The organism is Sulfitobacter geojensis (assembly GCF_000622325.1).
GTDB lineage: Bacteria > Pseudomonadota > Alphaproteobacteria > Rhodobacterales > Rhodobacteraceae > Sulfitobacter > Sulfitobacter geojensis.
Window position 1 is genome coordinate 1217398 of record NZ_JASE01000005.1, and the last position, 24687, is coordinate 1242084.

Consider the following 24687-nt stretch of genomic DNA (forward strand, 5'->3'; position numbering starts at 1 on the left):
AATCTCAGAAAATCTGAGGTTTAATTGTGACACTTTCCCTGCGCGCCATGCGCTACGTACAAGCTGCCTTGAAACATGGCAGCATCACGGGTGCGGCAGAGGCCACACACGTCACACCATCCGCTATTGCGGCTGCATTGGATCAGGCCGAAGCCGCGTTCGGTATGGCGCTTGTCACGCGCGCCCGGGCGAAGGGCATCTTTCCGACCGCCGCAGGCCGAGATGTCGGACGGCGTATCGATGATCTGCTGGAACGCTACGAAGGATTGCTCACGAGCATTTCCGATCTTCAATCAAACCTCTCAGGCAATCTGAGCATTGGATACAACGCACCGATTGCTCCGGCGTTTCTACCGATGCTTGCCGCGCAGATACTTGAGGCCAATCCCGGCGTGACGTTTACGCTGACCGAAGGCGACAACAACTCTGTCCAGACCGGTTTGGTGGACGGGCAATTCGATGTGATCCTGTTTGTCGAAGAACTGCCCAATCCGCAAATCGAGATGCAACCGCTGATTTATGCGCCAACATATTGCCTGTGTCCCACGGACCATGCGCTTGCCCAGCAGGAGACGGTCAGCGTTTCCCAAGTCGTCGCCGAACCGCTGATCCTGTTGGATCGACCGGCTGCGCGCGGGTATTACTTGGATCTGCTCGAACAGAACGGAGGAGAGCTGCACATCGTGGCGACCGCTAATTCAACTGAAATGGTGCGGTCGCTCGTTGCCTCGAAAATCGGGATTTCCCTGTTGAACATGAAACCACAGGACCTGCCGACTTACGCAGGACAAGACATATGCTGCCTACCGATCCGGGACAGCAACAGCGGCGTCACACTCTCACTGGGTTTTGCACCAGGGCCGAAACGAAAACTGGTTCAGACCTTTGTCGAAAGCTGCGTCACATTTTTTGAGAACCCGTCGGACGCGAACTTGACTGTTTCCATGGCTTGTGTCTGACGTCATATTCTGGTTATGAGTCCTGAACCTAACAGTCCTGACGGTCTCCAGTCTACTACTCAAGTTATACAGGCTGCACTCCAAAGTGGCGATCTAGAATATAGCAAATGTCATCATAGCATGACCCTTTACGCTGCAGTTCTAAAGTCTCCACATTGATTAGGGTGGAAGACGCGGCGTAGGGGTGAAAGGGTTGCAAACCATGGTCAACTACCACATCGGCGATTTCAATGATTTCTGGTTCGATGTCCTCGACCTTGAACTTGGTGCCTCCCAGCGAAACGTTGGCGGAGGATCCGAAAAGAGGAACGTTTTCAGCGAGACTAAGCTTCGTCAAATGGGCATGACATTCGCCGGCGTTCATCAACATGACAACCGTTCCGTTCTTGCTGCTGCGCTCCAGCATATCTGCATCCATCCCAGCCAACAAAGAGTGGCTCATATCAGCAGGCGCGATGCATCCGAGTGGCAGATTGTAATCAAGCGTAATCGCCTCGACAATTTCGCGGCCGCGGGTGGAACATTGGTGCACCTGACGGTGCATTTCCAAGTTGCCAATCATCGCATTGAGCTTACCGGATGCGCGGCGCTTGGTTTTGAAAATGCGTTGCAAGGCGTCTGAGCTATTCGCCATCGCAGCGTAACCAATTGTATGGGGCAGAATGGCGATGCCGCCGTTTTTAACAGCCTCGAACGCGCGCGCGGCATCAGCCTTAGCGTCAAAAAGCGGTTCCGCACGGCGGGGTGATTGCGTGTTCAATGTCATCAGATGACTCCCTTTTCTATCAGTTGCGTACGCTCGGAAGGGCCAATACCAAGCAAGCCGCCAAAAATTTCATCGTTGTGTTCGCCCAGTTCAGGCCCGACATGCCGCACGCTGCCCGGTGTGTCAGACAGGCGAGGAGCCACGTTTTGCATTGAAATGGGCCCGAATTCAGGATGCTCCACCTGCACGATTGCTTCGCGTGCTTTGAAGTGGGGGTCTTCCATCATGTCAGCGGCAGTATAAATCAGTCCGCAGGGCACGCCGTGGTCTTCCAACAGCGCCTGCAACGGGACCAAGGCAATTGTCTTGGTCCACTCTTCAATCTTCGCATCAAGTTCCGCTTGCGAAGTACCGCGTGCGGAATGGGTTGCATAGCGTGGATCGCTCGCCAATTCCGGTTGGCCCATCGCAGCAGCCAGCCGCTTAAAAACTGTATCCTGATTCGCGGCAATCAACAGCATCTTGCCTTCGGCCGTTTCGTAGACATTTGAGGGTGCCACGTTGGGAAGAATGGCGCCGGTACGTTCGCGTACATAGCCCGCCACTTGATGTTCCGTCACAAGGCTTTCCATCATATTCAACACCGCTTCGTAAATAGCGCTGTCAACGATTTGGCCACGGCCCGTGCGCTCCCTTGCATGGATCGCCATGACTGTTCCGAGGGCCGCATGTATTGCAGCCAATTCGTCACCGATGGAGATGCCCATACGGCTGGGCGGTGATCCCGGATCACCGACTACATAACGCATTCCGCCCATAGCTTCGCCAATCGCGCCGTACCCGGCCCGGCTAGCATAAGGGCCGGTCTGGCCAAATCCGGTGACGCGGACCATGACCAGACGCGGATTGATTTTACTAAGCTCTTCATAGCCGAGGTTCCAGCGTTCCATCGTACCGGGGCGAAAGTTTTCGATCAAAATATCTGCACCTGCAACAAGATCGCGGACGATTTGTTGCCCCTCTTCGGTACGTAGATTGAGCGTGATTGATTTCTTGTTACGGGCCACGACGGGCCACCATAACGATTTGCCATGTGGTTTTTCGCGCCCCCAGACCCGCATCGGATCGCCGACACCGGGTTGCTCGCATTTTATAACCTCAGCGCCGAAATCAGCCAACATCTGCCCGCAAAACGGTCCCGCAAGAAGTTGGCCCATTTCGATCACCCGAAGGTCCTGTAACGGGCCTTGCAGCGATTTTGTGGATTCTGCCTGTTTTGCCATCTGTTTCTCCAGTTCTGTATGCAAAATCGACGGTGGTGGTCGATAATATCTTGCGTTCTTCACTTTCTGATATACAGTTTGGCATACAAATATAGCAAGGACTTATCGAAAATTGCCTGAATTCGCTGAAATCGTCGAAGTTTCTGCCCGAGATGGTATACAGAATGAGCCAAAGATTCTTGGGCTCACTCAGCGCGTGCGCCTGATTGAGCGTGCGCGGGAAGCCGGTTTGTGTCGCTTCGAGGTTGGTAGCTTTGTGAGCGCGACCAAGGTGCCGCAGATGGCTGGCACGGACCAATTGGTTCGCGATTTGCCGGCAGAGCTGCGTGCTGACGCTATCGGTTTGGTGTTGAGTAAAGTGGGTTTTGAGCGTGCCTGTGCGGCGGGGTGCAGTGAGGTAAACTTTGTTATTGTATTGTCCGATACCTTCAGCCTGCGCAATCAGGGGCGCGATACGGCGGCATGTGTTGCTTTGTGGAGAGAGATATACAGCGCGATGCCTGCGGGGATGCGTAGCTGCGTGACATTTGCTGCCGCCTTCGGCTGCCCTTTCGAGGGTGAAGTGACGCGTGCCCGGCTCGAGGCCGTCCTGAGCGAGATTGGAGATGCTTTGCCGGACGAGTTATCGCTGGCCGATACGATCGGCGTTGCTGTGCCTCGCGATATTCGTGACCGGATCAAGGCGGTTCAGGCTTTCGCGCCAGACAAGCCTCTGCGCCTGCATTTGCACAATACGCGCAATACAGGATACGCGAATGTATTCGCGGGGCTTGAGCAGGGCGTGAGCATTTTTGAAGCGAGCCTTGGTGGCGTAGGGGGGTGCCCGTTCGCGCCCCGCGCGACAGGTAATATCGCGACCGAAGATTTGATTTACATGCTTGAGCGTTCCGGAATTTCAACAGGGGTCGACCTGGATCGAGCGATCAAAGCTGCCGAATGGCTTGAGGGGGCGCTGAACATTCAGGCACCGGGACTGGTTTTACGTGCGGGTGGTTTTCCTGCCCTAGAAAGGGTCGCAACATGAGTGGAAAGCAAGATCGTCAAAGCGCCGTCGAAGTTGCGTATCGCTCTTTGCGCAAAGGTATCTTGAGTGGGGCACTGGACGCAGGTGAGCGTTTGACAGAGGCAGCAATCGCCAAGCGGCTTGAGATTAGTCGCACGCCTGTCCGCGAAGCGATCAGCCGGCTGATTTCTGAGGGCTTTGTCGAGCGCGGCGAGGGCTATAGCACGCGAGTTGTGAATTTCGCGCTCGATGAGGTGATGCTCGTTTTTGATATTCGGGCACGCATCGAGAGTTATGCGGTGCGCGAAGCGACAATAAATGCCCGACCTGATGAAATTGGGCTGTTGCGGAGTCTTTCTGATCAGATGACCGCGCTGACGCCACCGCGAAAGGAGGCGGAATTCGAAACGCTGAGCGACCTCAACGAGGAGTTTCACCGCACGCTTTACGGGCTCACACGCTCGCCCCGGTTGCAGGTCATCATGGGGGCGGTCGTGGATGTTGGCATCGTTGCCCGCACCTACCGCAGCTACTCCGACCGCGCGATGATCCGCAGCGCCAATCATCATGCCGAACTGGTGGATGCGATTGAAGCCGGACAGCCGGATTGGGCCGAAAGTGTTATGCGCTCTCATGTGCTGGCGGCCAAGGCGAGCCTTGTCGCACTGAAGCCTGAAGATAAGGAGATCAAATGATGGATTGGATCACGCAAGATCGGATCTCACCGGAGCCCGTCGCGCCGATTGATTGGCCAAATGGAAAACGGGTTGCCGTCTGGATTGTGCCAAACCTAGAATTTTATGAATATTTGCCAGAGCGCTACGATTTTAGGGATCAGTTCTCACGGATCAAACACCCTGATATCATGCAAGGGTCCTGGCGCGATTATGGCAACCGCGTCGGAGTCTGGCGGATGACGGAAGCCTTGGACGAATACCCGGTGCGGGTCACGGCATCGACCAATTTGGCAATTTTCGAACATTGTCCCGAAATCGCGGCACTGGTGAAGGAGCGTGATTGGGAGGTGATGAGCCACGGGGTTTACAACACCCGCTACCTTGGCTCCGGAACACCGCAGGAGGAGCAGGTTGAAATCGATCTTACGCTGTCTCTGGCGCAAAAGCACACGGGACAAAGAATTCGCGGGCTGCTTGGGCCTTGCGTCACCAATAGCGCGCAAACAATGGATCTGATTGCGGCATCGGGTTTTACCTATCACGCGGATTGGGTGCATGACGATGTGCCGGCTCCGATCAAGACGCCGGCAGGGCAGCTGATGTCGATGCCGTATGCCTATGAAACAAACGACGGACCCGCGCTTGAGGGGCATTTCGATGCAGAATTTCTTGTTCAAAGTAACATTGCCCAGTTCGAGCGGCTACGCAAAGAAGGTGGCAAAGTGTACTGCCTGCCGCTGCATACCTATCTGATCGGACAGCCCCACACGATTAACGCGTTGCGGCGCATTTTGGATCATATTTGCAACTGTGAAGATGTCTGGTTCGCTCAGGGCGGTGAGATTGCCGCCGCTGCCCGTACCGCATGGGAGGCAAACCAATGAGCGGTTCCGGTCAATTGCAAAAGGGGCGCCCTGATCACGATCATCACGGTTGGGACCCGCTTCCTTTTCGTACAGCTATGGAGTTCGCCAATGGTAAGGCCTTGGGTATTTGTCCTGTCATCAGCTTTGAAACCCACGAAGATAAGTTGCCACCAGACTGGCCGCAGCCCAATTGGATGGCAGGTGGCGTCGGGTTGCGCCCCGATCCGAACATCGCGCGGATTGGTCAGCGAGATTACGGCCTTAGGGCTGGGTGGCCGCGTCTAAGGCATGCCATCTTACAAGCGGGACTTTCGTATGGCGCTGCAATGGATGTGCTGACCGCCGAACGTCGGCCGGATTTGGTGGCGCAGATTGGGCGGGATGTGGCGCAGGGACGTGCCGAATGGGTTGCACACGGGCTAAGTGTTAATCGCCCAATCCATGACGCCATGACGATAGATCAAGAACGCGCCTATATCGCTGAAGCCAAAGATCGTTTGCTTGCTTTGCAGATCAATCCAACAGGATGGCACGGGATCGAGTACGGCGAGTCCCGTCGTACGCCTGCGTTGCTGGCCGAAGCCGGATACAACTATACCCTTGATTGGTGTAGCGACGAACAACCCTTTGCGATGACGGTTCCACACGGTCGACTGACTGCGTTGCCGCAAATGGCGGATCTTGACGACGGTTTCGCGTTTGCTGCGCCACGCGGCATTACACCGGAAAGCTACGCAGAGCGTATCGAAGCGGCGGGGCGTCAGCTGGCCATCGACGGGCGCAAATCCGCCCGCGTCATGCTTTGGCATATGCGCCCGTTTTTGTCGGGCCAACCTTTCCGAATTGCCGGTATCGAACGTGCTTTGATGGCACTCGGCTCCCTCCAGGAGGCTTATTCTGCAACGCCAAGCAAACTTCTTTGTGACATCCGTTTGGAAGGACAAACACCATGACCACCAACAATCCTACTCCCGATACCAGTGCGGCATTGGAAGAAATTCGCGCGATGTACGAGGGCCAGAAGATCCGCTCGATCAAGCTGGGTCTGGGACAGAAGGCCGCTGTTCTGATTGTCGACTTTCAACACATATATACCCGCGGACGCGCGGCCACGGGGTTGGATGCGGTAAACGCCACTGCACAGTTGCTTGACCGGACGCGGCAACACGACATACCGACCATCTATACCGTAGTGTCATACCAACCCGAGCGGCATGACGAGGTGCTTTGGTTGGAGAAACTGCCGGGGTTGAAAGATAATACCGCCGGACAACAAGAAGTCGAAGTTGAGGAGCTTGTTGCGCCTTTCGATCAGGACGCTGTGATCGAAAAGGAGGCGGCATCTGCCTTCTATGGAACGGGTCTGTCCGAAATGTTGACTTCTCAGGGCATCGACACCCTGTTGGTCTGTGGCACGTCAACATCCGGCTGCGTCAGGGCAACGGTTGTGGATGGCATGGCGCACGGGTTCCGCATGATCGTTGTCAAGGAATGCGTCTGTGACCGTTCCGCTTTGCTGCACGAATTATCCTTGTTCGATATGGGTACCAAATATGGCGATGTGATTACCCAATCTGAACTGATGGCGGATCTTGAAGCCGTGTGGGCGGCATCATGATGGATGGCTCAACACAAAGCCCAACCGCAATATCGATCCGTGGCGCGTCAAAGCGGTTCCAAACCTCGGCCGGTCCGGTTGACGCCTTGCGACCCACTAATTTGACAATCGCATCAGGAGAGATTGTCGGATTGCTCGGGTTTTCCGGCGCAGGGAAATCTACGCTACTGCGGTTGATGAACTTACTTGAAACCCCAACAACGGGTGAGGTTCAGGTTGCCGGTGCAAACCTGACCGATCTGCAAACTGGCGCTTTGCGTGCGCAGCGGCGCAAGATCGGGATGATTTTTCAACAGTTCAATCTGCTGAGCCATAATACCGCCCTTGAAAATGTAGCTTTTGCACTGCGGGTTGCCGGTGTGGGCAAAAAGGAGCGGCGGTCACGTGCAGAAGAAGCGTTGGCCGTGGTGGGGTTGGAAGACAAAGCGCATGCGTACCCTGCCCAACTATCCGGCGGGCAAAGGCAACGTGTCGCGATTGCACGAGCTCTGGTGAACGAGCCTGAGGTTCTACTGTGTGACGAAGCGACAAGTGCACTTGATCCGCATACGTCCTTGTCAATCTTGCGGTTTTTGAAGCGGTTGAACGAGGAAAAGGGCACGACAATCGTGATCGTCACCCATGACATCAAAGTGGCCAGTTACATCTGTAATCGCTGCGCAATCATGCAGGAAGGCGAGATCCGAGAATGGGTCGATATGGCCGAGCCGAAACCGGAAACGCCCTTGGGGCAGTTCTTTCTTGAAACAGCGAAGGGTTGGACGGACGACACCGTTTTGCCCGACGACAGCGCGTGAGGTGTAGCCTGTGATTGATGCTCTTGTTGAATATGGCCCACTGTTAAAAAAGTCGATTTGGGAAACCCTGTTGATGGTTGGTATTACCATGGTTGTCGCCATCGTGGTTGGGGGGCCCCTTGGTCTGCTGCTGTATATCACGGGTCGCGGCGGGCTAAAGGAACGTCGCTGGCTAAACGAAACGCTTGGTTATGCTGTGAATGTTCTGCGCTCGTTTCCCTTCATTATTTTGTTGGTGGTCCTAATTCCGGTCACACGGCTTTTGGTGGGAACGTCAATCGGGCCGCGGGCCGCGGCTGTCGGGCTTTCTGTTGCGGCCATTCCATTCTTTGCACGACTGGTCGAACAATCCCTGCGCGAAGTACCACGCGGCGTTGTCGACGCCGCAATCGCCGGAGGTGCCTCACACCGCCAGATTGTGCGTCTTGTCCTGTTGCCGGAAGCGATGCCGGCGCTTGTGTCCAGTCTAACCGTGACCGCGATTAGCTTTATCGCCTATTCAGCCGTTGCCGGTGCAATCGGCGCTGGGGGCATCGGAGATCTTGCAATCCGGTACGGGTATTACCGTTTCGAAACCGAGGTGATGATCTGGTGCGTCATCGTCATGTTTATTCTTGTTCAACTAACGCAATGGTTGGGTACTTGGGCCGCCCGCGCCGTTGATAAAAGATAACAGGTCCATCTTCAAAAGGGAGTTCAGTCATGAAGACACTTATTGCAGCGGCACTGGCAAGCGCCACACTCGTCCTGAGTTCAGGAATTGCCCTGGCACAGGACAAAACCATTCGAATGGGGTTCTTCCCCGGTCCTTATGCGGACCAGTTTGAACGGGGTATCCGTCCAATTCTGGAAGAAAAAGGTTTTGCGGTAGAAAGCATCGAATTTTCGAATGCAATCCAACCCAACACCGCGCTAATTGACGGCGATCTGGATGCGAATGTTTTTCAAAATGATGGTTGGATGAACCAGTTCAACGAGCAATACAAAGGGGACTTGGTCGCCTACTTGCATATCCCTTCTGCGCCTCTGGGGTTGTATTCCAACAAGGTTACTTCGGTCGAGGGAATCGAGGAAGGGATGTCGATTGCGGTCCCCAACGATCCGACAAATCTGGGCCGTGCCTTGGCGTTTTTGCAGGAGCTTGATTTGATTACCGTCAAGGAGGGGGTCGAACCGACACGGGCCACCGAAAATGACATTGCCGACAATCCCAAAAATCTGGAAATTGTCCCCCTTGATGCGCCGCAGATCATGCGCGCAATGGCGGACGTCGATGTTGCGGCAGCACTTGGTAATCACGTAATCTCTTCGGGAAACCTGTTGTCCCAAAGCTTTTCGTTGGAAAAACCTGCCCTTCAATATCAGATCACTGTCGTGGGCCGTGACGCCAATGCAAATTCCGAATGGGCCGAAGCGCTGGTTGAAGCTTATAAGTCAGACGCATTCCGTGCGTTTGTGGAAAGTGATCCAAAAACAATCGGGTTCTCTACGCCTGATCATTGGCAGTAAACAAATGGGTTTGGCTGACACGTCAGGTGCATCCATGAACCAGCAGCGCGACCAAGAGGTCACGCTTGATCATGTCGGGTTGCTGGTACCCAACCTTGAAAAGGCCGCGGGTGATTTTGCGGCTCTGGGTTTTACGTTAACTCCACGCGCTGCACATTTGAACGGTGAGGGCGAGCCCGCCGGTTCAGAGCAATGTTCGATCATGCTGCGCGAAGGATATATCGAGTTACAGGAAATTACCGGACCACGCGGATCGCATCTGATGTCGCGTGCTCAGGAAAAACACTTTGGGCTGCACATCGTCGCCTTTGGAGTGACAGACGCCCGTGACTGCGCGCGCGCGATAACCGGCCTGCCACTGAGCGACGTCATGGACTGGGCTCGTCCGGTCGTGCGCTCCGGTGTTGATGGAATTGCGCGTTTTTCTTTCTTTGTTGCAGACTATGATCCGGCTGACGAAGCATTGTTGTGTTGGACCCAGCACCTAACGCCCGAGATCATGAGAGATGACGCTGTTCTCAATCACAAGAACGGGGCGGACATTATGCGGGGTTTTCACATTTTCTGCCCTGAAGAAGCAACGGCTGCCATGTCCAAACGGATGGTTTTGGCTGGCGGCGTATCTTGCGGAAACGCAGTAAATTTAGGTCATGCCCATATTGGTATCGGTCCAGGCGATTTGCCGCGGGAGAAATGGCCGGCCGTTCCGTTTTGCTCTGATTTACACCTGACAGCAATGAACCTGAAAGAGATCGAGCGCGCGGCTCGTGACCGCGATTTCTCGGTTGATTTTCTTGGTGATACTTTGCGTATCGACATGATGGATGCCTATGGCATTCGACTTCTCCTTGATCCGATTGGACCCCGAACATGACCCTACAAGCAGATGCTGCCGCCTTTGTCTCCACGCTCACCTTTGACGACCTGCCGCAAGATGCTGTGCGCGTGGCGACTTTAGGTTTTACGGATACGATTGCGGCATTGCTGGCCGGACGGGTAGAATCCGTTACGTACGCCACAGAAAAATATCTGGCGCAGACAACAACGCCCGGAGGGCCGGTGGTGACTCGCGCATTGTTGGGCGCGTCCGAGTATCAGGCCGAACATTCGGCGCTATTGGATGCTGTTGCGGCCCATGCACTCGACTATGACGATTACGCCTTTGCCAACCACCCCAGTTCGATCATGGTGCCGGCCATTCTGGCCGCGGCGCAGATTGTCGGCGCTGACGGCCCCGCGATGATCACAGCCTATGTTGCGGGATACGAGGTTTGGGCAGAAGTAATGGCGCGCGAACCAGATCATCTCCATTCCAAAGGCTGGCATCCCACGGCAACCTTTGGTCCTTTGGGGGCGGCTGCTGCGGTCGCGTCGCTTTTGGGGCTAAGTGCAACCGAAACCAGCCATGCACTTGGTCTTGCTACATCTTATGGCGGCGGTGTTATGGAAAACTTTGGCTCAATGACCAAACCCTATCATGCCGGCCGCGCGGCAGAGGCGGGAATGCGGTGCTGCTTCCTCGCGCAGAGTGGGATGACTGCCAGCCCGACCGCGATCGAAGGGCCAAAAGGGCTGTTGGCCGCGCTTTCGCCGGACCGAAATGCCGATCTGACACGCAAGGCAAAGTTTGGAACGTTTTGGCATATCGGAAAATCTGGCTTGAACATCAAAAAATATCCAACCATTGGCGCCTCACAGAGGATCATTGACGGTATTTTGGGTCTGTCCGGTCGGGGTGATTTTGACCTGGATGCGATCAAAGCAATCAGGCCAAGGGTTTCTGAAAAATATGCAATGCTGATGAATAATCCCGATCCCAACAGCGCATCAGAGGCGAAGTTCTCGCTTGCCTATGCTTGTGCTGCAGCGCTTCGATTTGGGACGGTATCGCTGGCTACTCTTTCGGATGAGACGTTGGCCGACCCTTTGCTGCGGACTTTGATTGCAAAAGTCGAAGTAGACGCCGTGAATGAATATGATCCAGACTATACCATTCCAGCACCATACGACATGACAACGGTTGTGTTTAACGACTGTACAGAAGTTCAAACGGAGAAAGTGCGCCGTGCAACAGGCCATACCGACTTACCTTTGACGTCAGAACAGCTTGAGGCAAAGTTTATGGATTGCAGCCGGTTCGGGCGTTTGGAGGACATACTTGCCGTCGAACTCTTTGCAAAACTCCAGTCGTTACCAGAACTAATTAACATCAACGACCTTATGGTAGTGCAGCGCTGACCGGTCTTTGTGACACCATTCAGTTCTCCAATGAATTTCCCCCTTGCGCCGGCGTTTCGCTGAGATGTGCGCGGGGGGCGCAGCACCTTACGCACCACATCTGGCAATACTGACAACGGTTTTCTTTAGATCGGTTTGGTCGGTCGTGAACCATCCAAGCTTACAGGGAGAACCATTTCATATGGCCCTGTTCGCTTGGAGAACGGCGCAGGTGCATTTCGAGATGGTACATGTCCGGGCGATACAGCACCTCGATATGTTGCACAGGGACAGCTTCTTGGTTCAGCACGACCCGCGTGACTTTCAAAAGTGCGGATCCGATTGGAACCTCTAACGCTTGAGCGACAATCGGATGGGCCGGTTCTGCGGAGATCGACTGGGTTGCCTCTGCGATGGAGTGACCGGCTTCCTCAATCAAACGCAGGATCGGTTTAGCACTCAAATCACTGCGTTCAAATGTGCGGCCGATGCCTTCGGGAAGATGCGTAGTCATATGCGAGAACGGTACACCTTCGCGTAGCCGACGCCGTTCTGCCCGTTGGGTTAAAGCGCCCGGTGCAAGGTTCAATTGCTGGGCGATCTGGTCAGGCGGTTGAACATAATCGAAGGACAGAACATCAACTGTTGTCGTCGTCCCGATCGCGATCAAGTCTTCGACAAAACCCGAGAAATCGCTGGCCAATGAGGGAGCAGTGTTCACATGGCTGACAATCGTTCCGCGCCCGCGCGTGCGGCTGACCAATCCGCGCGTCGCAAGTTCGTTCATGCTGCGTTTTGCAGTGATCCGTGAAACACCATATGCTTCGGACAGCTCTTCTTCGCTAGGCAGCCGGGCACCGTTTTCTAACGCACCGGTCAGGATTTTCTGACGGTAAATTAGGTAGATCTGATAATAAAGCGGTGTCGGATTGTCTGCATCTAACGCATCAATCTGAAACTCTGCCCGGCTGTCTACCATATTTATTTTCGTCCCTTTGTTTTTGCCCAACCCAATGGTAGGCCAGCTTCCGCAAGGAAGCCGAAAATTGGCCCGTCTGCCAAGTCCCGCTCCAAGGTTTCCCGTACTTTCAGGAGTTTCTCCAGATCCACGCCCGTATCATAGCCCATTCTCTCTAGCATGAAGACGAGGTCCTCTGTCACAATATTTCCGCTCGCTCCGGGAGCATAGGGGCAACCGCCAAGACCACCAAGAGACGAATCGAGTGTAGTCATGCCGCAATCCAGCGCCGCCAAGGCGTTGGCTAACCCAAGTCCGCGCGTATTGTGTAAATGAACGCCGGTCAGACGGTCGGATCCAACAGCGCGATGGACAGCTTTAATGCGAGACCGGATCATTGCGGGGTCGGCATATCCGGTTGTATCGGATAACCCAATTTCTTGGGCACCTGCCGCAATTAGTTCCTCAGCCAAGCGAACGATGGTACTTTCCGGCACATTACCTTCGATCGTACAGCCGAAAGCGGTTGCGATACCTGCTTCGAAATAGGGACGATCAGCTTCGGGCAATGCGTCAATTTCTCCTCGGATGCTGCTCACCTCATCCAGCATCTGAGAGTGGGACCGGTTCACGTTCCGCAATGAGTGGGTTTCGCTTGCCGAGACAGGTATCGAAATTTTATGCGCTCCCGCGGCAATTGCGGCTTGTGCGCCGCGCAGATTGGGCACCAGAACTGCGACGTTCAGATCCGGTAGGCCGCGCGCGAAAGCCACCAGTTCGGCAGTATCCGCCATCTGTGGCAACATCTTGTAGTTTACAAAGGAACCGACCTCAATTTCACGAACGCCTGCCGCGGCTTCGGCCGCGATCCAGCGCTTCTTCAACTCCAACGGCAGTACTGCATCCAGACTTTGTACGCCATCGCGTGGACCCACTTCACTGACTAGGATCATTTTGTCTCCGATCTCTGGGAACTATTCTTCATTTGACTTATTGGTATGTTTATATATCATTACCGTCAAAATGATAAGCGGTGAAGTGATGGACGCACTAAAAAATATTACAGTTATCGAGTTTTCCCACATGGTGATGGGGCCAACAGCGGGGATGATTTTGGCGGATCTGGGTGCCGAAGTCATCAAAATCGAACCGCTTGGCGGGGATAAAACCCGTAAACTCAAAGGGTCCGGTGCAGGGTACTTTGCGATGTTCAATCGCAACAAGAAAAGCATCTGCGTTGATTTGAAAAGCGCTGAAGGGCAGGCGGTTATTCGTAAGCTGCTTGTTAACGCTGATGTCATGATCGAAAATTTCCGTAACGGTGCGCTTGATAAGATCGGCCTTGGGCGCGCCGACATTGAAAAGTTAAACCCAAAATTGATTTATCAATCTTCCAAAGGTTTTCTTTCAGGGCCTTACCAGGACCGGACCGCGCTGGATGAAGTAGCCCAGATGATGGGCGGCTTGGCCTATATGACAGGTCCGACAGGTCGCCCGCTGCGTGCGGGTGCATCGGTTATTGATATCAGCGGGGCCATGTTCGGGGTGATCGGAATACTTGCTGCGTTGTTCCGGCGCACCGAAACCGGATCAGGGGCGCATGTGGCTGCGTCGCTCTATGAAACAACAGCGTTCATGGTTGGACAGCACATTGCACAGCATGCCGTTACCGGTACGCCGGCACCCCCCATGCCCGAAAGGGTGTCGGCATGGGCTGTCTACGATGTGTTTGACTGCGCAGATGGCCAAATTTTCGTTGGTGTCGTAAGTGATGGTCAGTGGGAGACCTTTTGCGATACCTTTGGCCTGAGTGACTGGCGAGATGCTGAGGGATACCGCACCAATTCGGAGCGGGTTGAACTTCGCGGCGATATCATCCCGCGTTTGCAAGCATTGTTCGGCGGCAAGCCGATTGCCGAGCTGGAGGCAAAACTGGAGACCGCAGGACTGCCCTACGCCCCCATCCGCAAGCCGCAGGATCTGTTGAGCGACCCGCACCTCATGGCGGAGGGGCTGGAAACGCTGACCTTGCCAGATACCGGTGAGCAGGTGCAGCTGCCTCGCCTTCCTATGGCATTGGACGGCAAACGTGCCGCGCTGCGACGTGATTTGCCAGCGGCGGGACAAGACACGGCACAAGTCCTTGAGCAATTGGGCTTTTCGATAGAAGAGATGGCCGAAATGCGTGAAAGCGATGTCATAGGATAATGATGCCCCGCACTTTGTTCGAAAAAATCCGGGATTTGCACGTAGTTTCAAAGCTTGAGGATGGTGCCCACTTGATCGCGATCGACCGGATCATGCTGCACGAGCGAACCGGATCTATCGCGTTGTCAAATATGCTTGATGACGGGCGAGAACTTCTGCGCCCGGAGGCTGTCTTTTCGACCATCGACCATATTGTTGATACCGCGCCGGGACGTCCATCTACCACCCGCATGCCTGGCGGACAGGTGTTCGTTGACGAAATGCGGCGAACAACCAAGACGCTTGGACTGGGGTTATTTGACGTCGATGACAGCAGGCAAGGAATTGTGCACGTTATCGCACCCGAACAAGGCATCGCGTTACCTGGCATTACAATGGTTTGTCCCGATAGCCATACTTGCACGCTTGGGGCACTAGGCGCGTTGGCGTGGGGGATCGGCTCAACTGAATGCGAGCATGCCCTTGCGACCGGGACGTTGCGGTTGCCACAGTATGGCCAGATACGTTTTTCGCTGACTGGGCAACGTCCGGAATGGATTGGTCCTAAGGATATAATCCTGCATTTGATTGCCAAATTCGGGGCCGGTTTTGGTAAAGACCACGTTATTGAATTTGCCGGACCAGCAGTCGCTGACTTGTCGATCGAAGAACGTCTTACCCTTTGTAATATGGGGGTCGAGTTCGGTGCCTTTACCGTAATTATTGCGCCTGACGAGAAGACAATTGAATATGTCGCTGGGCGAGCAAATGCACCCCGACCGGCAGACCAAGATGCGGCAGTTGCACATTGGAAGACACTGGCCTCTGATAGGGACGCAAAATTCGACTTAGACCTTACCATTGATGTGAGCTCCATCAGTCCAACCGTAAGTTGGGGAACAAGTGCGGATCAGTCTATCGCTATTGATGCCGACCTTCCCACGCCTGAATCTGACCAGCCTGACCTTCTTCGAGCGATTGATTATATGGGCCTGACTGCGGGTGCACCGTTGTTGGGGATGCCCATTGACGGTGCTTTCATAGGGTCCTGTACAAATAGCCGGTTAAGCGATTTGCAACGTGCAGCGAATATCCTGAAGGGGCGGAAACTGGCAGCAGGTGTGCGGGGCATTTGCGTGCCCGGATCAACGGCGGTCAAATTGGCTGCCGAGGCAGAGGGGCTGGACCTGATTTTCAAGGCGGCTGGGTTCGAATGGCAGGAAGCGGGCTGCGCGATGTGTTTTTATGCGGGAGGAGAAACCTTTGCTCCCAAGTCCCGCGTCGTTTCCTCAACCAATCGCAGCTTTGAAGGCCGGCAGGGACCAGGTGTGCGCACGCATATCACCAGTCCGGAAACCGTAGCCTGGAGCGCGATCTGTGGCGAAATCGCTGATCTGCGAAAGTTCCCCTCATGAACACTCCTTGGATCGACCACAGCGGTATCGTGGCCCCGATGATGGACGACAACATCAACACGGACGCGATCATTCCATCGCGAGAGATGAAGCGCGTTTCCAAGAAAGGCTTGGCAGATGGGTTGTTTGCCAATCAGCGATATCTCGATACGCAGCGCGACCCGAACCCCGACTTCATTCTGAACCAAGCGCCTTTTACAAAGGCGACGATATTGTTGTTCGGCGCGAACGCCGGTTGTGGATCGTCACGCGAGCATGCAGTCTGGGCGCTGAAAGACTTCGGTATTCGCGCGGTTGTCGCCGAAAGCTTTGCATCGATTTTTCAGGCAAATTGCATTGCAAACGGGATCTTGCCAATCGCGCTACCGCGCGATCAGGTTCGTGCGATGGCTCAGTGGGTAGAAGTGGACCCTGCAGCGCATCACGTTGCCATTCGGCTCGAGCAAAAAACAATCGGATTTGATGGTAGGGAAATCCCGTTTGAGATCGCGGATAATCCCCGTCGCATGTTGCTGAACGGGGTTTCCCCGATTGACGAAACCCTTGTTTTTCGCAAAGAAATCGATGGTTTTTTCAACCAAGACCGTGCGCGACGGCCTTGGTTGTATTCATAGTCAGTCTGCGGCCGCCGGGAAAAGCGCTTTGAATCGCGGACCCCATTCCTCCGCAGAAACCCATTCGGCCAAGGTTGATGCATCCAATTGGCGACCTCGCTGCGGTTCAACACAGGCCCATGCGAGCGCAAGGTTGCAGGAAATCGGAACAGGTCCGCTCCATCCGGCGCGTGCGATCAACGGCAACAGGGTTGGCATGCCCGTCCCAAGCATGACAATCGCGTCGCAATCCGTATCCTTAAGCGCGTCCATTGAGGCGAGTGTTGCCGCACCGGTCATCGCATAGATAGGGTGGAATTTGCTTTCCACCAGTTTTGGTCCGGTGACCTTAACCACCTCGAACCCGAAGCTTTCCCAGTAGGGGACGCATTTTTCATTCAAGCTGTCGGGGTAGGGGGACAGTAATGCAATCTTCTTGGCCGATACGGCATTCAAGGCAAGGATTGTCGCAGCGGCCGCTGTATAACAGCGCTTGTTGTGACGTTCCGAAATCTCGGCCATCAGCTCTTGTTCTTTGTCACGCCCAATCAGGTAGGAGGCACCGGTGCATCCGATGCCAATGACATCAACTGGCGCGTTGGCAAAGTCTTCAGCGGTGTGGACAAAGCGCGTGGTGTAATCAACAAGGCGCTCTTCAATCGTGGACTTATCGCTCGTCAATCGTGCGTTAAGCATCGACCAATCGGCAGGCATTAAGGCCCAGAACTCCGGCTCAACAGTTGTATTGGCTTGGGGTGTCAACATCCCGATGATGCCGCCGGCACCGTAATCTGACTGGCTCATGTTTCATCTGCCTCTTGGATGCTTTGGAGTGCCTGCGCGCAGGTCATCACGGGTGATACTGTACCAAGGTCCGCGATCGCGGAATTGTGGGTTTGGGCACTAAAGGCCGCGCATCCGTCACTTAACACGCAGGTGTTCAAATCACGCACATGTGCATCGCGCACGGTCGACGCCACACCGCCATTCGTGACGATGCCGCCCACGATCAAAGATTCGATACCGACCTTTCGAAGGGCCCATTCCATACGCGTCATGTAAAATGCCGAATAAGCGACCTTTTCGATGGTTAAATCAGCAGGCTGCAATTCATCTACCAATTGATGTCCCCACGCACCGGGTTGGAAGTCGCCTTTGCGCAGGAAGGGGCGTAGTTCTTTGAGGTGGGGTGAAATCAGTGGCTCCCCGCCTCGCCCTGGTACAAGCGTAAATTGGGTCGAAACAACCCAGCCGCCTTTGCGTCTCAGAGCGTCCGCCAAGGGGGCGATCCGCTCTGGAAGTGCTGCGATAGCGGCGTCCTTTTGACCGCCGCGCGCATAGGCACCTTCGGGATGCAGAAAATCGTTCTGCAAGTCGACAATCAGCAGCGCAGTTCGTGCGGGCCTCAAAGTAAATTTCTTCATTTTCCCCTCAATACTCTTTCTTGACATGCGCTTAAAAGATATAATAGTATATCCTTATGTCAATAAGATTGCGACAAGTTACATGCATAGTGGTATGACGAATTCCGTAGTGATAATAGGGGCCGGACCGGTTGGTCTAACGATGGCGTGGCGCTTGATCGGCTTGGGAGTAAGCGTTCACGTATTCGAAGCGGACGACGCAATTTCCGACCAACTGCGCGCCTCTACGTTCCATCCGCCGACCCTTGATATGTTTAAAGAATCCGGCATCACTGCAGAGCTTGTTGCACAGGGGCGGATCACGCCAACTTGGCAAATTCGCCAACATGAAGATGGTGATCTTGTTGAGTTCGACCTGAATGTCCTGGCGGATGAAACGGATCACCCGTATCGGCTTCAATGCCGTCAGGCCCGCTTGTCGGAGGCGTTGTTGCGCCGCCTGCCTTCCGGAACCGTTTCATTTTCCACGCCGGTTTCTGCTGTTGGTCAGGATGCCAATGGATCTGCTTGGGTTGAGGTCGGTGGCGAACGGATTTCAGCTGATTACGTCATCGGTTGCGATGGTGCGCGCAGTTTGGTGCGCAACGCAATGGGTGTGTCGTTAGAAGGGCAAACCTATCCTGAGAGTACCGTGTTGGCGACGACAAAGTTGCCGTTTGAAAATTACCTTTCTGGTTTGTCTGGGGTGAACTACGTCTGGCATAATGAGGGTACCTATTCCCTTTTGCGCTTGCCTGATTTGTGGCGCATCTCGCTGCACCCCGGCGCAGATGAAACTCCCGAAGATGCATTGACCGACAGGTCCATTATCGCCAAGACCCGCGCAATTATTCCTGATGCACCAGAGATTGAGGTAGAAGAAAAGCGGATTTATCGCGTGCATCGTCGCATCGTGTCCGATTATCGAAAAGGGCGTTTGCTGCTTGCCGGTGATGCGGCTCACCTTAATAGCCCCAAAGGCGGTATGGGGATGAATGGCGGCATTCACGACGCGTTCAATCTGTCCGAAAAATTGGTCGCGGTTCTGGATGGTGCGCCGGATGATTTGCTTGATCTTTATACACGTCAACGCCGTCCGATCGCAGCCGAAGAGATCCTTGCACAGGCCGATGCGAACCGCAAACGGATGGCCGTCAAGGATCCGGCAGAGCGTAAAGCCTATTTGCGAGAGTTGCAGCAAACCGTCGCGGATCGAGATGCCGCCCGAGCTTTCCTAATGCGATCTTCGATGTTTACCGGTCTGAAGCGCGCCGAGGCGATCACGTGACGCGGACCCTTACTATTCTTGGCGGGGCAGGTGGCATCGGCCGTGCCTTGGTGGGAACCGCCGTAACGCGAGGCTGGCGGGTTGAGGTTGTCGATCTGTTTTCAACATTAACAAAATGGCATGCGCCTGAAGGGGTGCATGTGACCGGCTTTGATGCGTCCGGCAATGGTGCGTTGGAGCATGCCCTTGATGGTGAGCCCACCGACGGTTTCGTGAATTTGGCGGGCTTTATGGGCAAGTCCCAACCAGTCGTTGATGCGCCAGCCGACGACTGGCATCACCTGATCGACGGCAATTTAACAACCGCACATCGCGCCGCCGTTGTGATGGCTCCCCGTCTCAAAGACGGCGGGTCATTTGTGAATGTTGGTTCCGGTCTAGGGCATTTCGCGCGGGCCGGTTACGGCCCATACGCTGTGGCCAAGGCTGGCATCTCTGCATTGACCCGACAGCTCGCGCTGGAGCTGGCCCCGCGAATTCGGGTCAATTGCGTGGCACCTTCGGCGGTGGATACGGAGTTTTTGTACGGTGGATCGCACCGCGGCACCCCGGTTGAATTGCCTCGTTTTGATACGAAAGCCTACGGGGCGTCGAACCCGATGGGCCGTATTGCAACACCCGCTGATATCGTTGGACCCATCTTGTTCCTGTTGTCGCAGGATGCCGCCTATGTAAACGGCCAGACACTTCATGTGAATGGCGGAGCTTTCATGACATGAGGATCAAATCGTGACTTTCCACTTACCTATTGCCCCCCCCTCTGTAGCGCACGGATTTGTTGGCGGAAAACGCTCTTTGGGCGGCGGTATCGAAATGCCCGTATTTTATCCTGCAACCGGCCAACAAGTTTCGTCGCTTGTGGAAGATGATGCAGCATCGGTTGATGCCGCGGTAAAAATGGCGCGCCAAGCCTTCGATACCGGACCTTGGTCGCGGTTGTCTGTGGCGAAACGGGTCGACGTTCTGCGACGCTGCCAGCAGACAATCCTTGATCACGCAGACGAACTGGCGCGACTTGAGTGCGTTGCAACAGGATTGTTGCTGCGTGAGTTGCGCCAGCGCCATATGGCGCGCGCCGCCCATAATTTCGGGTTCTTTGCCGAATACATCAGCCAAAGCAGCGGTCAGCGGTTCGATCAAACCGAAGGGTATATGACGACCGTTACCCGTGATCCGGTCGGTGTCGCGGCACTGATTGCGCCGTGGAATGCGCCGGTTGCGCTGGCGTCTATGAAAATTGCGTCGGCTTTGGCCTTCGGCAACACCTGTGTGTTGAAACCGTCCGAGCAGACACCGCTCGCATTGATGAGATTGGTTGAATTGTTGCAAGACGTCTTGCCCGAAGGCGTACTTAATCTTGTGAATGGCCGCGGCACGGTCACAGGGTCGGCACTTGTAGAACACCCTGATGTGGACTTGATCAGCTTCACGGGTGGCACGGAAACCGGCCGTTCGATCATGTCGGCCGCAGGTCGGAACCTTGTGCCTTGTACAATGGAACTGGGTGGCAAGTCAGCGAACATCATTACCGCGACGGCGGACTTTGAACGTGCGCTAGACGGGGCCTTACTGGGGATTTTTTCGAATAACGGTCAGCAATGTTTGGCCGGTTCCCGCATTCTGGTAGAGCGGAGCATCCACGCGGAGTTTTGTGAGCGCTTTGTCGAGCGGGCCGCAAAATTGAAAGTGGGAGATCCGACTGCAGATGAGACCGAGCTTGGCCCGCTGGCGTCACTGCCGCACATGAACCGCGTTCTGGACTTTGCCAATATTACCAAAAACGAAGGTGGCAAACTGTTAACCGGGGGCAGCCGTCGGGAAGATATGGGGGAGGGATATTTCATTTCGCCCACCGCAGTCTGCGCCACTTCGAATTCGGATACTGTCGCCCAAGAAGAAATATTCGGCCCGTTCGCTACCATCTTGCCCTTTGACAGCACTCAAGAAGCTGTCGCCATGGCCAACGACACCAAGTTCGGGCTGGTGGCTTACGTCTGGTCGGACCACCTGCCCACGGTCATGGAAATGACTGAGGGCCTGCGAGCAGGGGTATTGTGGGTGAATACGCCGATGATGCGCGAATTGCGCGCGCCTTTCGGGGGGTATGGCGATTCCGGCGTCGGGCGCGAAGGCGGCGCGTCATGCGAAGCATTCTACACCGAAGAGAAGACCGTCACCATTCCAAAGACCGCGCCGGTTCTTAGAAAACTTGGCGGATTAGATTGAAACGAAACTTCAACAACAGGGAAAATAAGAATGAAACTGATAAAAAATCTCGCAACCAGTGTCGCAGCTCTAGGTCTTTTGACGATGTCGGCGATGGCGCAGGATACGATCAAGGTGGCCAGCTTTACCTCTGAAAAAGCGACCGGCGTATCCAAAGTAATCGAACCGTGGATGGACGCCGTTGCGGCCGATCTTGGTGATCAGATCGCGATGCGCGGGTTCTGGGGCGGCACATTGGGAAAAAGCCCGTTTAAACAGTTTGAGCTTGTTCAAAACGGTGTCGCAGATGCGGCCTGGATCTTGCCTAGCTATACAGCTGGCCAGTTTCCGGAAATGGGCCTTTTCGAATTGCCATTCCTGTTCCGAAACGCCCACGAAGCATCGACAACCGGATGGAAACTCTATGAAGCCGGTTTGTTGACGGGCTTTGACGGCGTGCATGTTGTCGGCTTTTTCTCGACAGAGCCCAACACGCTGTTCATGAAAAAGCAGATCGAAACGCTGGACGGGCTGAAGGACCTGAAGATCCGTTCGGCAGGACCGATCCAAGCCCGTTGGCTTGAGGAATTTGGCGCAGCCCCCCAGACGTTGTCATCATCGGAGTATAACGAAGCCCTCAGCCGGGGTACTGTCGAGGGTGTCATTCAAGGCTGGACCGGTATGGCGACATTCAAGTCCTTTCCACTGGTCGAGCAGTCCTTTGAGGTGCCAACAGGCGCAATTCCGTTTCTGTTTCTCATGAACGAAGGCAAATGGAATTCTCTTCCTGCGCAGACCCAGGCAGCAATGTCTGCCCATGGTGGCGAGGCTTTCGCGAACATGGGTGCCGGCGCTTATACCGATGCCGGCGCAGCTATCATTGAAAAGGTAACGGCTGAGGGGGCGCTGAACAGAACCGAAATTTCGGAAAGTGACCTTAAGGCGTACGAGGAGCGATCCAAAGCGGTTCACGATTGGTGGATTGAGCGCACCCCTAACGGTAGCGTGGTCTATGATGCAGCTGTGGACATCCTTGCTGAAATCCGGGCTGGCAACTAATGCAGGCGGCCAGCGAAAAGGTGGAGTATACGGGCAGCATCGCGCTTGCCCGTAAGCTCGACAAACTTACCCAGTCGATCGCTGTGGCCGGGTTTTGCGGGCTTGTCATTGTGGCCATCCTCACCTTCTACGACGGTAGCGCGCGTTATCTTGGCTTGCCTCGTGTGTCTGGTTTCAATGACTACGGTGAGTTGGTGTATCCGATCGTCATTGCAAGCTGTTTTCCCGCCGGTCTGCTGCGTCAAAGCAACGTGACTATCCGTGTATTGGAAAAGGTGGTCGGGCCGCGGGTGTCAATGTGGTTCGAAGCACTGGCCGCGTTTGTGACACTTGTGTTTTTCGGGCTTCTTGTCTGGCAGTTTATCGTCCTCGGGGAGAATTATACTGCCGCCGCGCGCACCACACGTACGGTCGAAATGCTGCTTGCTCCTTGGTGGTGGGTTGCAACGATCATCATGTCCTTCTGTGTGCCGGTACAAATCTACGTCACCGCAATTTGGACCAAAGCTGCGTTCAAGGGCATCAAGCCTGCACATTCGACACTCAATTCCCGCGAAAGTGCGGAAGCCATTTAGGATTACCCAATGACTGATCCATTTCTTGTCGGCTCACTTGGCCTTTTAGCAATGTTTGCCTTGATCTTGTTACAGGTGCCAATTGGGATCGCCATGGGTGTGGTTGGTGTCGTTGGTACAGGCTTTATCATCGGGTTCGGCCCTGCGCTGTCTTTGTTGGGGACGGAACCTTCGTCTGCTTTGGCCTCAGAAGGGCTCGCGGTGGTCGCGATGTTTCTTTTAATGGGAAACCTTGCCCATGCGGGCGGGTTGTCCAGTGAACTCTATCGTCTTGCCTACAGCTTTCTGGGACACCGCAAGGGCGGTTTGATTTTCGCGACCATAGGCGCATGCGCCGGTTTTGGTGCGATCTGCGGCTCATCAGTTGCGACTGCTGCGACAATGGTCCGGATCGCTTTGCCACAAATGCTGGCACGTGGGTATTCGCCCGGGTTGGCTGCGGGGGCTATCGCATCAGGTGGCACACTTGGCATGATCGTTCCCCCAAGTGTAGTGATGATCCTCTATGCGATCCTGACCGAGAACTCTATTATCACTTTGTTTCTCGCAGCGATAATTCCAGGACTTTTAGCGGTCGTATTCTATTTCGGCGCAGTGGCCGTGGCCGTGAAAATCAATCCTGACGCAGCACCTGCGGGGCAGCGTTCTAATTGGTCCGAGCGCTGGATGGTAACGAAGCAGAATTGGGCTGTGATGTTGCTCGCCTTTGCAGTCTCCGGTGGCATCTATAGCGGTATCTTTACAGTAACCGAGGCAGCATCCGTCGGGGCTACGATTGCACTTTGCCTTGCCCTGTTCCGGAAGCGCCTGAATGTGCGGACGTTTCTGGGCTGTCTCGGAGATACTGCATCAAATACGGGACTGATCTTTGTTATTATTATCGGGGCGTCGATCTTTTCCTACTTTGCAACACTGAGCGGCCTGCCTGCGGCAGCAGTGTCATGGATCGAAGGATTGGGGTTGCCTTCTCTTGTCGTGATCTTCTGTCTGCTGCTGTTTTATATCCTTATGGGGGCAATTTTCGACACGATCGCTGCAATGGTTCTGACGCTTCCATTTGTGTATCCGTTGATTATCAACATGGGGTACGATCCCATATGGTGGGGTGTCGTCAATATCGTGGTGATTGAACTGGGAATGATCACTCCTCCGATCGGGATCAACGTCTTTGTCATACACGCGATGGCCGATAACCTGACCATGCGCCAGATATTCAAGGGCGTTGTGCCGTTTGTCATAGGAGATTTGCTACGCTTGATCGTGTTGGTCTTGATCCCCGGCTTGAGCCTTTGGTTGCCGCGTACGCTTGGGTGGATGTAAATTGGGTTGAATGTGCCGTACGGCGTGCCGATAGAATTGACCCAATTTC

At 54.7% G+C, this 24687-nt stretch carries 26 protein-coding genes; 20 read left to right on the forward strand and 6 right to left on the reverse strand.

Annotated features, from left to right (window positions below; genetic code table 11):
• Window positions 1-26: 26 nt before the first annotated feature.
• Window positions 27-959: a LysR family transcriptional regulator gene (locus tag Z947_RS0107895; RefSeq protein ID WP_025043767.1), complete on the forward strand. Its 933-nt coding sequence runs from the start codon at window positions 27-29 to the stop codon at window positions 957-959.
• 64 nt (window positions 960-1023) lie between these two features.
• Here Z947_RS0107895 and Z947_RS0107900 read toward each other — a convergent pair whose 3' ends face one another.
• Window positions 1024-1725 carry a Sua5/YciO/YrdC/YwlC family protein gene (locus Z947_RS0107900; protein WP_025043768.1) on the reverse strand — a complete coding sequence of 234 codons (702 nt, stop codon included), beginning with the start codon at window positions 1723-1725 and terminating at the stop codon, window positions 1024-1026.
• Window positions 1725-2948 (reverse strand): CaiB/BaiF CoA transferase family protein, encoded by a 1224-nt coding sequence (locus Z947_RS0107905; RefSeq protein ID WP_052880604.1) that lies wholly within the window; start codon window positions 2946-2948, stop codon window positions 1725-1727. Before Z947_RS0107905 ends, Z947_RS0107900 begins: the two co-directional genes overlap by 1 nt.
• Before the next feature lie 112 nt (window positions 2949-3060).
• Here Z947_RS0107905 and Z947_RS0107910 point away from each other — a divergent pair, with 112 nt between their 5' ends.
• The 10 genes from Z947_RS0107910 (at window position 3061) to Z947_RS0107950 (ending at window position 11656) form a co-directional block, all read left to right on the forward strand.
• Window positions 3061-3972 carry a hydroxymethylglutaryl-CoA lyase gene (locus tag Z947_RS0107910; protein ID WP_025043770.1) on the forward strand — a complete coding sequence of 304 codons (912 nt, stop codon included), beginning with the start codon at window positions 3061-3063 and terminating at the stop codon, window positions 3970-3972.
• Complete coding sequence (locus tag Z947_RS0107915; protein WP_025043771.1) at window positions 3969-4646, forward strand: GntR family transcriptional regulator; 678 nt, start codon at window positions 3969-3971, stop codon at window positions 4644-4646. The genes Z947_RS0107910 and Z947_RS0107915 overlap by 4 nt, the downstream gene beginning before the upstream one ends.
• Window positions 4643-5512, forward strand: a complete 870-nt coding sequence (locus Z947_RS0107920; RefSeq protein WP_025043772.1) for a polysaccharide deacetylase family protein — start codon at window positions 4643-4645, stop codon at window positions 5510-5512. Before Z947_RS0107915 ends, Z947_RS0107920 begins: the two co-directional genes overlap by 4 nt.
• Entirely contained in the window at window positions 5509-6447 is a 939-nt protein-coding gene (locus Z947_RS0107925; RefSeq protein ID WP_025043773.1) for a polysaccharide deacetylase family protein, read from the forward strand. Before Z947_RS0107920 ends, Z947_RS0107925 begins: the two co-directional genes overlap by 4 nt.
• Entirely contained in the window at window positions 6444-7112 is a 669-nt protein-coding gene (locus Z947_RS0107930) for an isochorismatase family protein (RefSeq protein ID WP_052880605.1), read from the forward strand. Before Z947_RS0107925 ends, Z947_RS0107930 begins: the two co-directional genes overlap by 4 nt.
• Window positions 7109-7909, forward strand: a complete 801-nt coding sequence (locus Z947_RS20890) for a methionine ABC transporter ATP-binding protein (RefSeq protein WP_205623825.1) — start codon at window positions 7109-7111, stop codon at window positions 7907-7909. The genes Z947_RS0107930 and Z947_RS20890 overlap by 4 nt, the downstream gene beginning before the upstream one ends.
• 73 nt (window positions 7910-7982) lie before the next feature.
• The gene (locus tag Z947_RS20895) at window positions 7983-8582 is read left to right on the forward strand and encodes a methionine ABC transporter permease (RefSeq protein ID WP_081781202.1); all 600 of its coding nucleotides are present in this window, start codon (window positions 7983-7985) and stop codon (window positions 8580-8582) included.
• A 29-nt stretch (window positions 8583-8611) separates the two neighbouring features.
• A complete protein-coding gene (locus tag Z947_RS0107940) occupies window positions 8612-9418 on the forward strand; it encodes a MetQ/NlpA family ABC transporter substrate-binding protein (protein WP_025043775.1) in 807 nt (268 codons plus the stop codon).
• On the forward strand, window positions 9357-10292 hold the full coding sequence (locus tag Z947_RS0107945; protein WP_162171870.1) for a VOC family protein: 936 nt from the start codon (window positions 9357-9359) through the stop codon (window positions 10290-10292). The genes Z947_RS0107940 and Z947_RS0107945 overlap by 62 nt, the downstream gene beginning before the upstream one ends.
• Window positions 10289-11656, forward strand: coding sequence for an MmgE/PrpD family protein (locus Z947_RS0107950; RefSeq protein WP_025043777.1), 1368 nt, complete (start codon window positions 10289-10291; stop codon window positions 11654-11656). The genes Z947_RS0107945 and Z947_RS0107950 overlap by 4 nt, the downstream gene beginning before the upstream one ends.
• 160 nt (window positions 11657-11816) lie before the next feature.
• Here the strand turns inward: Z947_RS0107950 and Z947_RS0107955 are convergent, their stop codons facing one another.
• Window positions 11817-12614: a GntR family transcriptional regulator gene (locus Z947_RS0107955; protein ID WP_025043778.1), complete on the reverse strand. Its 798-nt coding sequence runs from the start codon at window positions 12612-12614 to the stop codon at window positions 11817-11819.
• A 2-nt stretch (window positions 12615-12616) separates the two neighbouring features.
• Window positions 12617-13546, reverse strand: coding sequence for a hydroxymethylglutaryl-CoA lyase (locus Z947_RS0107960; RefSeq protein WP_025043779.1), 930 nt, complete (start codon window positions 13544-13546; stop codon window positions 12617-12619).
• A gap of 88 nt (window positions 13547-13634) precedes the next feature.
• Between Z947_RS0107960 and Z947_RS0107965 the strand changes: the two genes are divergently transcribed.
• The 3 genes from Z947_RS0107965 to leuD are packed head-to-tail and all read left to right on the forward strand — an operon-like array spanning window position 13635 to window position 16809.
• On the forward strand, window positions 13635-14801 hold the full coding sequence (locus tag Z947_RS0107965; protein ID WP_037938796.1) for a CaiB/BaiF CoA transferase family protein: 1167 nt from the start codon (window positions 13635-13637) through the stop codon (window positions 14799-14801).
• Window positions 14801-16195 carry a 3-isopropylmalate dehydratase large subunit gene (locus tag Z947_RS0107970; protein WP_205623826.1) on the forward strand — a complete coding sequence of 465 codons (1395 nt, stop codon included), beginning with the start codon at window positions 14801-14803 and terminating at the stop codon, window positions 16193-16195. The genes Z947_RS0107965 and Z947_RS0107970 overlap by 1 nt, the downstream gene beginning before the upstream one ends.
• Window positions 16192-16809: a 3-isopropylmalate dehydratase small subunit gene (gene leuD / locus Z947_RS0107975; protein ID WP_025043782.1), complete on the forward strand. Its 618-nt coding sequence runs from the start codon at window positions 16192-16194 to the stop codon at window positions 16807-16809. Before Z947_RS0107970 ends, leuD begins: the two co-directional genes overlap by 4 nt.
• Here leuD and Z947_RS0107980 read toward each other — a convergent pair whose 3' ends face one another.
• Together Z947_RS0107980 and Z947_RS0107985 are read right to left on the reverse strand one after the other, a co-directional pair.
• Window positions 16810-17592 carry a maleate cis-trans isomerase family protein gene (locus tag Z947_RS0107980; RefSeq protein ID WP_025043783.1) on the reverse strand — a complete coding sequence of 261 codons (783 nt, stop codon included), beginning with the start codon at window positions 17590-17592 and terminating at the stop codon, window positions 16810-16812. It abuts the gene before it with no gap.
• The gene (locus Z947_RS0107985) at window positions 17589-18212 is read right to left on the reverse strand and encodes a cysteine hydrolase family protein (RefSeq protein WP_025043784.1); all 624 of its coding nucleotides are present in this window, start codon (window positions 18210-18212) and stop codon (window positions 17589-17591) included. Before Z947_RS0107985 ends, Z947_RS0107980 begins: the two co-directional genes overlap by 4 nt.
• A 94-nt stretch (window positions 18213-18306) precedes the next feature.
• Between Z947_RS0107985 and Z947_RS0107990 the strand changes: the two genes are divergently transcribed.
• The 6 genes from Z947_RS0107990 to Z947_RS0108015 are packed head-to-tail and all read left to right on the forward strand — an operon-like array spanning window position 18307 to window position 24638.
• Window positions 18307-19479 carry an FAD-dependent oxidoreductase gene (locus Z947_RS0107990; protein ID WP_052880607.1) on the forward strand — a complete coding sequence of 391 codons (1173 nt, stop codon included), beginning with the start codon at window positions 18307-18309 and terminating at the stop codon, window positions 19477-19479.
• Window positions 19476-20198, forward strand: a complete 723-nt coding sequence (locus Z947_RS21490) for an SDR family NAD(P)-dependent oxidoreductase (RefSeq protein ID WP_025043786.1) — start codon at window positions 19476-19478, stop codon at window positions 20196-20198. The genes Z947_RS0107990 and Z947_RS21490 overlap by 4 nt, the downstream gene beginning before the upstream one ends.
• 10 nt (window positions 20199-20208) lie before the next feature.
• Window positions 20209-21705, forward strand: coding sequence for an aldehyde dehydrogenase (locus Z947_RS0108000; protein ID WP_240477524.1), 1497 nt, complete (start codon window positions 20209-20211; stop codon window positions 21703-21705).
• 30 nt (window positions 21706-21735) lie between these two features.
• The gene (locus tag Z947_RS0108005) at window positions 21736-22743 is read left to right on the forward strand and encodes a TRAP transporter substrate-binding protein (RefSeq protein WP_025043788.1); all 1008 of its coding nucleotides are present in this window, start codon (window positions 21736-21738) and stop codon (window positions 22741-22743) included.
• Window positions 22743-23318 (forward strand): TRAP transporter small permease subunit, encoded by a 576-nt coding sequence (locus Z947_RS0108010; protein ID WP_025043789.1) that lies wholly within the window; start codon window positions 22743-22745, stop codon window positions 23316-23318. The genes Z947_RS0108005 and Z947_RS0108010 overlap by 1 nt, the downstream gene beginning before the upstream one ends.
• A 9-nt stretch (window positions 23319-23327) precedes the next feature.
• A complete protein-coding gene (locus Z947_RS0108015) occupies window positions 23328-24638 on the forward strand; it encodes a TRAP transporter large permease (RefSeq protein ID WP_025043790.1) in 1311 nt (436 codons plus the stop codon).
• The last annotated feature ends 49 nt before the right edge of the window (window positions 24639-24687 follow it).

Excerpts from the sequence above, each read along its gene's own strand:
- Z947_RS0107900 (WP_025043768.1), bottom strand. The coding sequence starts at position 1,725 with ATGACATTGAACACGCAATCACCCCGCCGTGCGGAACCGCTTTTTGAC.
- Z947_RS0107905 (WP_052880604.1), bottom strand. The coding sequence starts at position 2,948 with ATGGCAAAACAGGCAGAATCCACAAAATCGCTGCAAGGCCCGTTACAG.
- Z947_RS0107915 (WP_025043771.1), top strand. The coding sequence starts at position 3,969 with ATGAGTGGAAAGCAAGATCGTCAAAGCGCCGTCGAAGTTGCGTATCGC.
- Z947_RS0107920 (WP_025043772.1), top strand. The coding sequence starts at position 4,643 with ATGATGGATTGGATCACGCAAGATCGGATCTCACCGGAGCCCGTCGCG.
- Z947_RS0107925 (WP_025043773.1), top strand. The coding sequence starts at position 5,509 with ATGAGCGGTTCCGGTCAATTGCAAAAGGGGCGCCCTGATCACGATCAT.
- Z947_RS0107930 (WP_052880605.1), top strand. The coding sequence starts at position 6,444 with ATGACCACCAACAATCCTACTCCCGATACCAGTGCGGCATTGGAAGAA.
- Z947_RS20890 (WP_205623825.1), top strand. The coding sequence starts at position 7,109 with ATGATGGATGGCTCAACACAAAGCCCAACCGCAATATCGATCCGTGGC.
- Z947_RS20895 (WP_081781202.1), top strand. The coding sequence starts at position 7,983 with ATGGTTGGTATTACCATGGTTGTCGCCATCGTGGTTGGGGGGCCCCTT.
- Z947_RS0107940 (WP_025043775.1), top strand. The coding sequence starts at position 8,612 with ATGAAGACACTTATTGCAGCGGCACTGGCAAGCGCCACACTCGTCCTG.
- Z947_RS0107950 (WP_025043777.1), top strand. The coding sequence starts at position 10,289 with ATGACCCTACAAGCAGATGCTGCCGCCTTTGTCTCCACGCTCACCTTT.
- Z947_RS0107955 (WP_025043778.1), bottom strand. The coding sequence starts at position 12,614 with ATGGTAGACAGCCGGGCAGAGTTTCAGATTGATGCGTTAGATGCAGAC.
- Z947_RS0107960 (WP_025043779.1), bottom strand. The coding sequence starts at position 13,546 with ATGATCCTAGTCAGTGAAGTGGGTCCACGCGATGGCGTACAAAGTCTG.
- Z947_RS0107965 (WP_037938796.1), top strand. The coding sequence starts at position 13,635 with ATGGACGCACTAAAAAATATTACAGTTATCGAGTTTTCCCACATGGTG.
- Z947_RS0107970 (WP_205623826.1), top strand. The coding sequence starts at position 14,801 with ATGATGCCCCGCACTTTGTTCGAAAAAATCCGGGATTTGCACGTAGTT.
- leuD (WP_025043782.1), top strand. The coding sequence starts at position 16,192 with ATGAACACTCCTTGGATCGACCACAGCGGTATCGTGGCCCCGATGATG.
- Z947_RS0107980 (WP_025043783.1), bottom strand. The coding sequence starts at position 17,592 with ATGAGCCAGTCAGATTACGGTGCCGGCGGCATCATCGGGATGTTGACA.
- Z947_RS0107985 (WP_025043784.1), bottom strand. The coding sequence starts at position 18,212 with ATGAAGAAATTTACTTTGAGGCCCGCACGAACTGCGCTGCTGATTGTC.
- Z947_RS0107990 (WP_052880607.1), top strand. The coding sequence starts at position 18,307 with ATGACGAATTCCGTAGTGATAATAGGGGCCGGACCGGTTGGTCTAACG.
- Z947_RS0108005 (WP_025043788.1), top strand. The coding sequence starts at position 21,736 with ATGAAACTGATAAAAAATCTCGCAACCAGTGTCGCAGCTCTAGGTCTT.
- Z947_RS0108010 (WP_025043789.1), top strand. The coding sequence starts at position 22,743 with ATGCAGGCGGCCAGCGAAAAGGTGGAGTATACGGGCAGCATCGCGCTT.
- Z947_RS0108015 (WP_025043790.1), top strand. The coding sequence starts at position 23,328 with ATGACTGATCCATTTCTTGTCGGCTCACTTGGCCTTTTAGCAATGTTT.